This window comes from Blautia sp. HA3515 (assembly GCF_059933065.1).
The window spans coordinates 1-11,411 of sequence record NZ_JAYFUY010000130.1 but is presented as its reverse complement, the minus strand read 5'-3'; the positions used below and the strand labels follow the sequence as shown (position 1 = coordinate 11,411).

At 46.8% G+C, this 11,411-nt stretch carries 15 protein-coding genes and 1 pseudogene; 15 read left to right on the top strand and 1 reads right to left on the bottom strand.

From position 1 onward, the window contains the following. From R1Y93_RS11110 to R1Y93_RS11060, 11 genes and pseudogenes are all read left to right on the top strand, one after another. On the top strand, nt 1–398 hold a 398-nt coding region (locus R1Y93_RS11110; protein WP_500822847.1), incomplete at its 5' end, for an ATP synthase beta subunit C-terminal domain-containing protein. A 12-nt stretch (nt 399–410) separates the two neighbouring features. Beyond that, on the top strand, nt 411–812 hold the full coding sequence (gene atpC, locus R1Y93_RS11105) for an ATP synthase F1 subunit epsilon (protein WP_173728761.1): 402 nt from the start codon (nt 411–413) through the stop codon (nt 810–812). Between the two features lie 88 nt (nt 813–900). After that, nucleotides 901–1,587 (top strand): hypothetical protein, encoded by a 687-nt coding sequence (locus R1Y93_RS11100; protein WP_500822846.1) that lies wholly within the window; start codon nt 901–903, stop codon nt 1,585–1,587. Nucleotides 1,588–1,617: 30 nt separating this feature from the next. Continuing rightward, entirely contained in the window at nt 1,618–2,241 is a 624-nt protein-coding gene (locus tag R1Y93_RS11095; RefSeq protein WP_500822845.1) for a thiamine pyrophosphate-dependent enzyme, read from the top strand. Between the two features lie 86 nt (nt 2,242–2,327). Further along, the gene (locus R1Y93_RS11090; protein ID WP_500822844.1) at nt 2,328–2,690 is read left to right on the top strand and encodes a ferredoxin family protein; all 363 of its coding nucleotides are present in this window, start codon (nt 2,328–2,330) and stop codon (nt 2,688–2,690) included. A 2-nt stretch (nt 2,691–2,692) separates the two neighbouring features. Next, nucleotides 2,693–2,869, top strand: a complete 177-nt coding sequence (locus R1Y93_RS11085) for a 2-oxoacid:acceptor oxidoreductase family protein (RefSeq protein ID WP_500822843.1) — start codon at nt 2,693–2,695, stop codon at nt 2,867–2,869. A 169-nt stretch (nt 2,870–3,038) separates the two neighbouring features. After that, nucleotides 3,039–3,206, top strand: a complete 168-nt coding sequence (locus R1Y93_RS11080; RefSeq protein WP_500822842.1) for a hypothetical protein — start codon at nt 3,039–3,041, stop codon at nt 3,204–3,206. A 68-nt stretch (nt 3,207–3,274) separates the two neighbouring features. Continuing rightward, nucleotides 3,275–4,484 (top strand): annotated as a pseudogene (locus R1Y93_RS11075) (pyridoxal phosphate-dependent aminotransferase). After that, nucleotides 4,469–5,359, top strand: coding sequence for an MATE family efflux transporter (locus R1Y93_RS11070; RefSeq protein ID WP_500822841.1), 891 nt, complete (start codon nt 4,469–4,471; stop codon nt 5,357–5,359). Before R1Y93_RS11075 ends, R1Y93_RS11070 begins: the two are co-directional and overlap by 16 nt. Before the next feature lie 42 nt (nt 5,360–5,401). After that, the gene (locus R1Y93_RS11065) at nt 5,402–5,734 is read left to right on the top strand and encodes an MATE family efflux transporter (RefSeq protein WP_500822840.1); all 333 of its coding nucleotides are present in this window, start codon (nt 5,402–5,404) and stop codon (nt 5,732–5,734) included. Further along, complete coding sequence (locus R1Y93_RS11060; protein WP_500822839.1) at nt 5,731–5,868, top strand: hypothetical protein; 138 nt, start codon at nt 5,731–5,733, stop codon at nt 5,866–5,868. The genes R1Y93_RS11065 and R1Y93_RS11060 overlap by 4 nt, the downstream gene beginning before the upstream one ends. A 291-nt stretch (nt 5,869–6,159) precedes the next feature. Here the strand turns inward: R1Y93_RS11060 and typA are convergent, their stop codons facing one another. Further along, nucleotides 6,160–7,992: a translational GTPase TypA gene (typA, locus tag R1Y93_RS11055; protein ID WP_500822838.1), complete on the bottom strand. Its 1,833-nt coding sequence runs from the start codon at nt 7,990–7,992 to the stop codon at nt 6,160–6,162. A 216-nt stretch (nt 7,993–8,208) separates the two neighbouring features. Between typA and R1Y93_RS11050 the strand changes: the two genes are divergently transcribed. From R1Y93_RS11050 to dapB, 4 genes are all read left to right on the top strand, one after another. After that, nucleotides 8,209–8,835, top strand: a complete 627-nt coding sequence (locus R1Y93_RS11050) for a single-stranded DNA-binding protein (RefSeq protein ID WP_500822837.1) — start codon at nt 8,209–8,211, stop codon at nt 8,833–8,835. A gap of 187 nt (nt 8,836–9,022) precedes the next feature. After that, nucleotides 9,023–9,514, top strand: coding sequence for a cob(I)yrinic acid a,c-diamide adenosyltransferase (locus tag R1Y93_RS11045; protein ID WP_500822836.1), 492 nt, complete (start codon nt 9,023–9,025; stop codon nt 9,512–9,514). Nucleotides 9,515–9,741: 227 nt separating this feature from the next. After that, a complete protein-coding gene (dapA, locus tag R1Y93_RS11040) occupies nt 9,742–10,635 on the top strand; it encodes a 4-hydroxy-tetrahydrodipicolinate synthase (protein ID WP_500822835.1) in 894 nt (297 codons plus the stop codon). Between the two features lie 19 nt (nt 10,636–10,654). Beyond that, the coding region (gene dapB, locus R1Y93_RS11035) for a 4-hydroxy-tetrahydrodipicolinate reductase (RefSeq protein WP_500822834.1) at nt 10,655–11,411 on the top strand (757 nt) is incomplete at its 3' end.

Genomic DNA, 11,411 nt, shown 5'->3' with positions numbered 1-11,411 from the left:
TTTATCCTGCAGTGGATCCTCTGGATTCCACCAGCCGTATCCTTTCCCCTGAGGTAGTAGGCAGCGAGCATTATGAGATCGCACGTGCAGTACAAAGAGTGCTGCAAAGATATAAAGAACTGCAGGATATCATTGCCATCATGGGCATGGATGAGCTTTCAGAGGAGGATAAGCTGACTGTCAGCCGTGCACGTAAGGTGCAGAGATTCCTGTCCCAAAGCTTTTCAGTGGCAGAGCAGTTTACAGGTATGAAGGGACAGTATGTTCCTCTGAAAGAAACATTACGAGGCTTTAAGATGATCCTTGACGGGGAATGCGATCAGATCCCTGAAAGCTGTTTCCTGTTTGCCGGAACCATTGATGATGTAATGGAAAAGGCAAAGAGCCAGAATCAGTAAAGGAGGCTGCCTATGAGTACATTTCCTTTAAGGATCGGTACACCGGACGGACTTCTGTTTGAAGGAGAGGCAGAACGTGTGGTCTGCCGCAGTATTACCGGAGATCTTGCCATTCTTGCCAGACACTGTAATTTCTGCACTGCCCTTGGCATGGGAGAAGCCAGTGTGGTGATGGCAGATGGCAGCAGAAGGACTGCCGCATGTATCGGCGGTATGATCTCTGTGATGAACGGCAGCTGCAGTCTTCTGGCAACCACCTGGGAATGGAAGGAGGACATAGATGTCCACCGAGCAGATGTTGCAAAGCAAAAAGCAGAAGAAAAGCTTGCCGAAAGCGGTTTGACTGATCAGGAATACAAACTTGCACAAGCAAAACTTCACCGTGCACTGGTACGGCTGAGTGTAAAAAAGTGATAGGGAAACCTGTCACTTTTTTGCGTTGACACGATAAGGTGTCAAGGTATACAATCATGTATTAAGAGAACCATTTAGGAGGTAGCAAATGAAGAAATTAATGACCGGCGATGAGGCCATTGCCAGGGGAGCATATGAGGCAGGTGTTTCTTATGCATCTGCATATCCGGGAACACCAAGTACAGAGATCCTGGAGAATCTGTCTACATACAAAGAGATTTATGCAGAGTGGGCACCCAATGAGAAGGTAGCCATGGAATCTGCTATCGGAGCATCTGTTGCAGGACTGAGAAGTATTGTATCCATGAAGCATGTGGGCATGAATGTGGCAGCAGACCCTATGTTTACCTGGGCTTACATGGGGGTAAACGGCGGCAATGTGATCGTAACTGCAGATGAGCCTGGGATGTTTTCTTCCCAGAATGAGCAGGACAACCGCAATTATGCCAAAGCAGCCAAGATTGCCATGATGGAGCCTTCCGACAGCCAGGAATGTATTGACATGGTGAAAGCAGCCTATGATCTGGGCGAAGAATTTGATACCCCGTTTATCATCCGTATGACTACCCGTGTCTGTCATTCCAAATCCATTGTTGAGCTGACAGACAGGGCAGAGCAGCAGCCTAAGACATGGGAGAAGACCGGCCAAATACGTCTGCCTTCCTGCTATTGCAAGGAAGCTGCGTGTGAAATCTGGAAAAAAGAATGGAGAAGCTTGCTGCTTACAGCGAGACAACACCATTTAACCGGATGGAGATGGGGGATACCCGTGTAGGCGTGATCGCTTCCGGTATCTGCTATTACTATGCAAAGGAAGTATTCGGAGAGGAAGCCTCTATATCTGAAGCTTGGCTTTACCAATCCTCTGCCTGCAGGTCTGATCAAAGACTTCTGTTCCAAGGTGGATAAGGTTTATATCCTGGAAGAGAATGATCCATATATTGAAGAATTCGTAAAGCAGCAGGGCTGTGCCTGCATCGGTAAAGAGCTTTTCCCGTCATATGGAGAGCTGACACCGGATGTGATCCGTGCCTGCATTACAGGAAAAGAAAACCAGGTAATGGATTTTGACCACAGCAAGCTGATCGGCAGGGCGCCTTCTTTCTGTGCCGGCTGTCCTCACAGAGGCCTTTTCTACCGGCTTGGAAAGCGTAAGGACATTATGATCAGCGGCGATATCGGATGCTATACACTGGCAGCTGCAAAGCCCTATAGTGCCATGGATTCCACAGTATGTATGGGAGCCAGCATCAGCCTTGGACACGGGGCACAAAGAGCCTTCAATATGGAAGGCGTGAACCGAAGAGTCGTTACTGTACTTGGCGATTCCACATTCTTCCATACAGGCATCAATTCACTGATCAACACAGTGTACAATAAGAGCGATACTGTGGAATATCATCCTGGACAGCACGGATCACAGGAATGACAGGACATCAGAATAATCCGGGATTGACCAGGCTATACAGCTAAAGGTGAGGAGACTACCCTGATCCGTATTGAGGAGTCTGGTGCGTGTGCTATCGGCATGAAGCATGTGTGTATGTGATCAATCCTAACAATCTTCAGGAGGTAGATGATACGCTGGATAAATGCCTGGCACTGGATGAGCCGTCCGTGATCATTACCCGCTGGCCATGTGCATTAAAGAAATTCTCCAAAGAGGATAAGGCAGAATTTGACAGTCTGTTTGTTACAAAGAACAAAGTGGATGAAGAGAAGTGCGTAGGCTGCCGTCTTCGCCTGAAGGCAGGCTGTCCGGCTATGTCCTATGACAGAAAATCAAAGAAAGTCCATATCAATAAAGCACAGTGTGTAGGCTGTGATGTTTGTACCCAGGTATGCCCTAAGGCTGCCATTGTAAAGGAGGAGGCGTGACCATGACAAAAAGCATTTTATTAGTAGGTGTAGGTGGTCAGGGAACCATCCTTGCCAGCAAGATTCTTACAACAGGTCTGATGGAGGCCGGATATGATGTAAAAATGAGCGGAGATCCAGTCGCATGTCCCAGAGAGGCGGAAGCGTTTCTTCACAGGTACGTTATGGAGAAAAGGTAATGTCTCCGGTTATTGGAGAAAGGAAAGGCTGATATCATCGTTTCCTTTGAGAAGATGGAAGCGCTGCGTGCGCTGGATTATCTGAAACCGGAGGATATTGTAGTAAATAACGAAGAGATCCCGTCCATGTCTGTGATCACAGGAGAAGAGGAATATCCGGAGGATGTTCTTGGAAGAGATCCAGAAGCATGTGAAGGCAAAGGTGATCGATGCTACCCGCCTTGCAGGAGAGCTTGGAAATGAAAAGGCTGCCAATATGATCCTTCTGGGAACCATCATCCGTGCAATGGGGCTGGGAGCATATCCACTGGGAGCAGATCCTGGAGGCCGATATTAAGCCGCAGTTCCTGGAGTTAAATAAAAAAGCATTGAAAAAGAGGTATTGTCACTGATAGGAGATGAACCATGATTGCAGAAAAAATGAAACCTTACGTTAAAAATAATTCCGCTATCCGTATGATGTTTGAAGAAGGAAACCGTTTTGAGAGGGATTATACAGTGCGGAGAATGCTCTTGATTTCAGCCTTGGCAATCCAAGCGTACCGGCACCGGACTGTGTACGCCAGGCCATTATTGAATTGGTAAATGATACAGATCCTACTGTACTTCACGGCTATATGAGCAATGCAGGTTTTGAGGATGTGCGCCAGAACAATTGCAGATTCCCTGAACCGCCGTTTTGGTACAGCCTTTGCTGCAAAGAACCTGATCATGACAGTTGGCCCTGCCAGCGGTCTGAATGTAGCCTTTAAGAACTATCTTCTGAACCCTGGAGAAGAAGTGATCGTATTTGCACCGTATTTCCTGGAATATGGCGCATATGCACAGAATTACGATGGAAAACTGGTGGAGGTCTCACCGGATACCACTACCTTCCAGCCGAATCTTCAGGAGTTTGAAGAGAAAATCACCCCCAACACCAGGGCGGTGATAGACGTCGATGCTTGACATAATCCTACAGGTGTTGTTTATTCTGAGGAGACCATCAAGAAGCTGGCTGCCATCATGGAGGCAAAGCAGAAGGAATATGGGACAGTGATCTATCTTATTTCTGACGAGCCGTACAGAGAACTGGCTTATGATGGAGTACAGGTTCCGTATATTGACCAAATACTATGATAATACCATTGTAGGATATTCCTACAGCAAATCACTTTCCCTTCCAGGAGAGCGTATCGGATATCTGGTGATTCCAGATGAAGCGGACGGAAGCCAGGAGATGATCACTGCAGCAGCCATTGCCAACCATTATCGGCAGTGTGAATGCACCATCCCTGATCCAGAAGGTGATCGCCAAATGTGTGGATGCAGAGGTAGATGTGGCTGCTTATGACAAGAACAGACTGGCTCTTTATAATGGTCTGAAGGATCTGGGCTTTGAGTGCATCAAACCAGAAGGGGCTTTTTATCTCTTTGTAAAGTCACCGGTTGCAGATGAGAAGAAGTTTTGTGAAGCCGGTAAGAAATACAATATCCTGATGGTTCCAGGCAGCTCTTTTGCCTGCCCAGGATATGTACGTCTGGCATACTGTGTATCTTATATGATACCATTATCAATTCCCTGCCTCAGTTTGCGAAGCTGGCAAAGGAGTTTCAAAATTGCCTGACATCATGACCGCCAAAAAGAAAAAGAAGGCACACATCAACGATCTTGGTAAAGATCCTGTGCCTGCACTGGTGCTGCGCCTGGCTCTTCCCACTATGCTTGCCCAGCTGGTAAGCGTGCTTTATTCCGTTGTAGACCGTATGTACATTGGAATGGGTGTGGGCAGCCTGGCACTGGCCGGAGCAGGTGTGTGCGCTCCAATCATTACATTATTGTCCTCCTTTGGCACCCTTGTGGGCCTGGGAGGATCTCCTTTAATGGCTATGCGTATGGGAGAGGGGAATACAAAAGAAGCAAAAAAGATCATGAATAATGGATTCATGATGCTCACTGCACTGTCGGCAGTTCTTACCATCGTATTCCTTCTATCAAAGGAAAAGCCGATCCTTTGGTTTGGAGCAAGCAATGCCACTTTTGAATATGCTGATACCTACCTGACCATTTACACGGCGGGTACTTTTTTTGCCCTGATGGCCTGTGGCATGAACAGCTATCTGATCGGACAGGGATCTCGGCCTTGGGATGGGAACGGTGATCCTTGGTGCAGTCCTGAATATTGCCCTGGATCCGGTATTCATCTTTGTATTCCACATGGGTGTGGCAGGGGCTGCGGCTGCTACCGTGATCTCCCAGATGGCATCCTGCGTGGCTGTGCTTCTTTTTCTCGCAGCAAAAAGATGCCGGTACGTCTTGGCTGGGGAGGGTTTTCCTGGAAAACCGTGAAAAGGATCCTTACCTTCGGGATGTCCCCATTTTTGATCATTGCCTTTGACAGCGTGATCCTGATGGTATTGAATACTTGTGCTTCAGCGGTATGGAGGGGGAAAGAAGGGGGATGTTGTTGTAACCTGTTGCCACCATCGTACAAAGCTATATGCTTTTGATCACCATGCCTCTGGGCGGAATTACTCTCAGGGTGCCAGCCTGTGATCAGCTATAATTACGGAAGCGGGGATGGAGAGCGGGTAAAGAAGGCAATGAAGTGCATTGTTGGATTGTGTCTGCTTTTCTGCGGGCTGATGACGGTTGTAACCTTTACTGTATCCCCGCTATATGTTTCGCTTTTTACCAAAGATGAAATGCTCCTGGACAGATCTGTACGATACATCCGGATTTTTTCAGCCATGATCATACCGTTGGCTGTACAGTATCCTTTGGTAGATGAATCTACAGCGCTGGGGCAGGTGCGGCTTGCACTATTCTGTTCTATGTTCCGTAAAACTTTATTTTTAGGTATACTTCTGATCTTCCGGCGGTGATCGCTGCAGATACAGCTTTCCTTTCAGAGCCGCTGGCAGATGTGATCAGTGCCACAGTGACTACCTGTCTGTTTCTTCATTTCTTTCCCAGGATACTTGCAAGGCGAAGAGAAGAATTAAAAAAAGCTAAGTAAAAATACCCTGTACCTTCCGCAAAAGCTCATGCGGAAAGCACAGGGTATTTTTATCTCAGTCGAGAAGACTCCCACCTCTTTCAGGTGGTGAATAACAGCAAGTTCGTCTCAGTGGGAGTCCAATCTCCGACTGAGATAAACGCTCCGCGAGGATGCGCAGTGATTCTGTAAAGAATATGTCAGCTTACGCTGACCAGAATCACGCGCCAAGTCTCGCAGCTGCTCGACTTGAATATACTACATCTGGCCAAAACCTTTAGCAGCAGACCTTAAGGATGTAAAATTGTAAAATCAATTTTTCTTAAAGGCAGCTCTTTTACGATCCCTTGCATCAAGGATCCTTTTGCGGATACGAAGGCTTTTTGGTGTTACCTCCAGAAGCTCATCCGTATCAATAAATTCAATTGCCTGCTCCAGACTGAGTACCTTAGGCGGAGTCAGCTTTAATGCTTCGTCAGCGGAAGAGGAACGTGTGTTGGTAAGATGCTTTGTCTTACATACATTCAGCTCAATATCCTCTGCCTTGCCATTTTGTCCGATGACCATACCACTGTAAACCTTCTGGCCAGGTCCGATAAATAAGGTACCACGCTCCTGAGCAGCGAAAAGACCGTAAGTAACAGATTCTCCAGCCTCAAATGCAATCAGGGAACCCTGTTTTCTGTATGGGAAATCTCCCTTGTAAGGTGCATAACCATCAAACTCAGTATTGATCACACCGGTTCCCTTGGTAGAGGTAAGGAAATCACCACGGAATCCAATCATACCTCTGGAAGGAATATGGAACTCAAGACGGACAGAGCCATCACTGGCAGTACTCATGCCCTGCAGTTCTCCTTTGCGCTCGCTTAACTTCTGGATCACAGTCCCGGAAAATTCCTCAGGAACATCTACATATGCGATCTCCATTGGCTCCAATTTCTTGCCGCGCTCATCATAGTGATACAGAACCTCCGGCTTGCTCACTGCAAACTCAAAACCTTCACGCCGCATATTCTCAATCAGTACAGAAAGGTGAAGCTCACCACGGCCGGAAACCTTGAAGCACTCTGTGGTTTCAGTATCCTCTACACGCAGGCTCACATCTGTATTCAGCTCTTTGTAAAGGCGGTCACGAAGATGTCTGGAAGTAATATATTTTCCCTCCTGGCCGGCTAAAGGACTGTCATTTACCAGGAAATTCATGGCAATGGTAGGCTCGGAAATCTTCTGGAAGGGGATTGCTTCCGGATTCTCACCGCCGCACAGGGTGTCGCCGATATGGATCTGTGCAATACCGGAGATAGCAACAATAGAACCAATGGAAGCTTCTTTTACTTCTACCTTATTCAGACCGTCAAATTCATACAGCTTGCTGATTTTTACCTTCTGGCGCTTGTCAGGATCATGGTGGTTCAAAAGAGTAAGCTCCTGATTTACGGCGATGGAGCCATTTTCAACCTTACCTACACCGATACGGCCTACATATTCATTGTAGTCAATGGTGCTGATCAGTACCTGGGTGTCTGCATCCGGATCACCTTCCGGAGCAGGGATGTATTTCAGAATAGCATCAAATAAAGGCTCCATGTTTTCCGGTGTGTCCTTCAGATCCAGAACTGCATGACCTGTCTTGGCAGAAGCATAAAGGAACGGGCAGTCCAGCTGCTCATCAGAAGCACCCAGATCCATGAGAAGCTCCAGTACCTCATCCACTACTTCATTCGGTCTTGCTTCCGGTCTGTCGATCTTGTTGATGCAGACGATCACGTGCAGATCCAGTTCCAGAGCTTTTCTTAAAACAAATTTGGTCTGGGGCATAGCACCCTCAAAGGCATCAACCAGGAGGATGACGCCGTCTACCATCTTAAGCACACGTTCTACTTCACCGCCGAAATCAGCATGTCCAGGGGTGTCAATGATATTGATCTTTACACCTTTGTAATGAACAGCAGTATTCTTGGATAGGATAGTGATACCACGTTCTCTTTCAATATCATTGGAGTCCATGACACGCTCCTGAACTTCCTGATTTGCACGGAAAACGCCGCTTTGTTTCAAAAGCTGGTCCACAAGTGTGGTTTTCCCATGGTCAACGTGGGCAATAATGGCTACATTGCGTACATCTTCGCGTTTGGTCTTCATAAAATCGAAATCCTTTCTTTCTATATTAATGTGTTTCATTCTCATAAGTTGTCCGATTTTTCAGTTTACCACATTTTTCGCAGATTACAAGGTGTTGGAATGATTTTTTTGATTTTCCTGATTTTTTAGTTCTAAAAAAGATCTTATCTACATACATAATATAGACCCGCCCAAGAGGGCAGCAACACACAAAGTGAAGGGAAGGAGAGCTACATTATGGCAGATAAAATTATTGAAAACAATCAGGTGTGGATCATTGGGAAGATCGCAACAGGTTTTACCTTCAGCCACCAGGTTTTCGGAGAAGGATTTTATACCATGGAGCTGCTGGTGAAAAGACTAAGTGATTCAGAGGACAGGATTCCGGTAATGGTTTCGGAAAGACTGGTGGATGTAACCCAGGACTATGTGGGGGAATACATAGAGATCCATGGACAGTTCCGGTCCTATAACCGACATGAAGAAAAACATAATCGGCTGGTATTGTCTGTTTTTGTGAGAAAACTGAGATTTGTGGAGGAAGAAGATGAGGCTGATCCGGTCAATCAGATATTCCTGGACGGCTATATCTGTAAGCCTCCTGTTTACAGAAAAACCCCTCTTGGAAGGGAGATCGCAGATCTTTTACTGGCTGTAAACAGGCCCTATGGCAAATCAGATTATATCCCCTGCATTTGCTGGGGAAGAAATGCAAGATACGCTTCTGCCTTTGAAGTGGGCGGCCATGTACTGATCTGGGGCAGGATCCAGAGCAGGGAATATATGAAGCGCACCGGGGAAAATGAAACAGAAAAGCGGACTGCTTATGAAATTTCTGTAAGCAAGCTGGAGTACATAGAATGATATGCCGTCTAATGCGAATGGTAAAATGATTACTAGGCTTGCAATTCTGGCGAAACTGAGGTAATATAAGGATACTATTTGAAAATGGCGTAATTTGCGCCTGTATTTTACAGCAGCAAAATGTCACTGACCGGCAGCTTTTCCTGACAGGGAGATCCTGCCGGACGCAGCGTCGAGAGGAAATATTATGGAAAGAGAATTAACAGAGGTTTACTGTGGAAGTGGCCGGGGGAAGACTACTCTGGCAATGGGACAGAGTCTGCGGGCATCCACTCAGGGCAAAAGTGTGATCATCATACAGTTCCTGAAGGGGAATGAACGTCGGGAACTGGATTTTCTGGAAGAACTGGATGAACTGGATATTAAGATTTTCCGCTTCGAGAAAATGGAAACCTGCTATGAGGAGCTGACAGAACAGGAGAAGTCAGAGGAGAAGCGCAATATTCTGAATGGCCTGAATTTTGCCAGGAAGGTAGTTGCCACCCAGGAATGTGATTTTCTTGTACTGGATGAGATCCTGGGGCTTCTGGACAATGGGATCGCTACATTGGATATGATCACAGATATTCTCAAACTGAAGAATGAATCTATGCATGTAGTGCTGACCGGAAGGATGATGCCGGATTCATTAAGACCCTATGTGGACAGTGTGACCACTCTGACAACAGAAACGATCTGATAACAGAAATGCTCTGATAACAGAAACGATCTGATAACAGAAACGATCTGAAGACAGAAATGATCTGACGGAAGGGATATCTGCATGGATGCAGGATTCCCTGATTTACGCGAGCAACGAGCCAAAGTCCGTGCTTGCACGAGACCTTGGCGACTGCCGCGATAACTTGAGAAACTCGCGGAGCGTGTTTCTCATAGTTTATACAAAAAAGATAAGGAGGAAGATTAATGGCAATTTTTAAGGGTGCTGGTGTTGCAATTGTAACTCCAATGTATGAGGATGGAAAGGTAAACTATGATAAGCTGGAAGAGCTTTTAGAGCAGCAGATCGCAGGCGGTACAGATGCAGTGATCATCTGTGGGACAACAGGCGAGTCTTCCACACTGACACATGGAGAGCACTTAAAGACCATCAAGTTTGCTATCGACAAAGTGGCAGGACGTATTCCGGTGATCGCAGGTACTGGTTCCAACTGTACAGAGACTGCCATTATGCTGTCCAAGGAGGCAGCTTCCTATGGAGCTGACGGACTTCTTCTTGTAACACCTTATTACAATAAGGCTACACAGAAAGGGCTGATCAGGCATTATACGGCCATTGCCAATGAAGTGCCGGATACCCCTATCATCCTTTACAACGTACCAAGCCGTACAGGATGCAATCTTGCACCGGCTACCGTTGTTTCTCTTGCAAAGGATGTTAAGAATATTGTTGGTATCAAAGCTGCCAGCGGGGATCTGTCCCAGATCGCCAAGATGATGTCCATGGCAGACGGATGTATTGACCTTTATTCAGGCAATGATGACCAGGTACTGCCTATCCTTTCCCTTGGCGGAGTAGGTGTGATCTCTGTGTTATCCAATGTAGCACCAAGGCAGACTCACGACATGGTTGCCAAGTTCCTTGAAGGAGATGTAAAAGGAGCTGCTAAGATCCAGCTGGATGCTATTCCGCTGATCAATGCACTGTTCTGTGAGGTGAATCCTATCCCTGTCAAGACAGCGCTGAACCTTATGGGCATGCAGGTAGGACCTACTCGTATGCCATTATGCGAAATGGAGCCTGAGAATGAGGCACGTCTTGCAAAGGCACTGAAGGATTTTGGGATTAAGCTTGCATAAGACAGAAAGGGATTTACAGATGGTAAAGATTATTATGCATGGCTGCAATGGACATATGGGCCAGGTGATCTCCTCCTTGGTAGAGAAGGATTCTAATGCTCAGATCGTTGCAGGCATTGATATTGCAGATAATGGGAATAACAGTTATCCGGTTTTTACAGATATGGAAGCATGTGATACACCGGCGGATGTATTGATCGATTTTTCTTCTCCAAAGGCAGCAGACCAGCTGATGGATTATTGTGTACGCCGCAGCCTGCCACTGGTACTTTGCACCACAGGCCTTAGTGAAGCACAGCTTGCAAAGGTGGAAGAAACATCGGGCAGGATCCCGGTTCTTCGTTCTGCCAACATGTCTCTTGGGATCAATACCCTGCTGAAGCTGATCCAGGATGCTGCTAAGATCCTTGCAACTGCAGGTTTTGATATGGAGATCGTAGAGAGGCATCACAATCTGAAACTTGATGCGCCCAGCGGTACTGCGCTTGCTCTTGCAGACAGTCTGAATGAGGCCATGGACGGAGAGTATCATTATGTATACGACCGAAGCCAGCGCAGAGAGTTAAGAGATCCAAAGGAGATCGGCATCTCCGCTGTACGGGGCGGTACCATTGTAGGGGATCATGAAGTGATCTTTGCAGGACCGGACGAAGTGATCGAGTTTAAGCACACTGCATACTCCAAGGCTGTATTCGGCAAGGGCGCTGTAGAAGCAGCCAAATTCCTTGCAGGCAAGCCGGCCGGGAAGTATGATATGAGTGATGTGATCGGATATG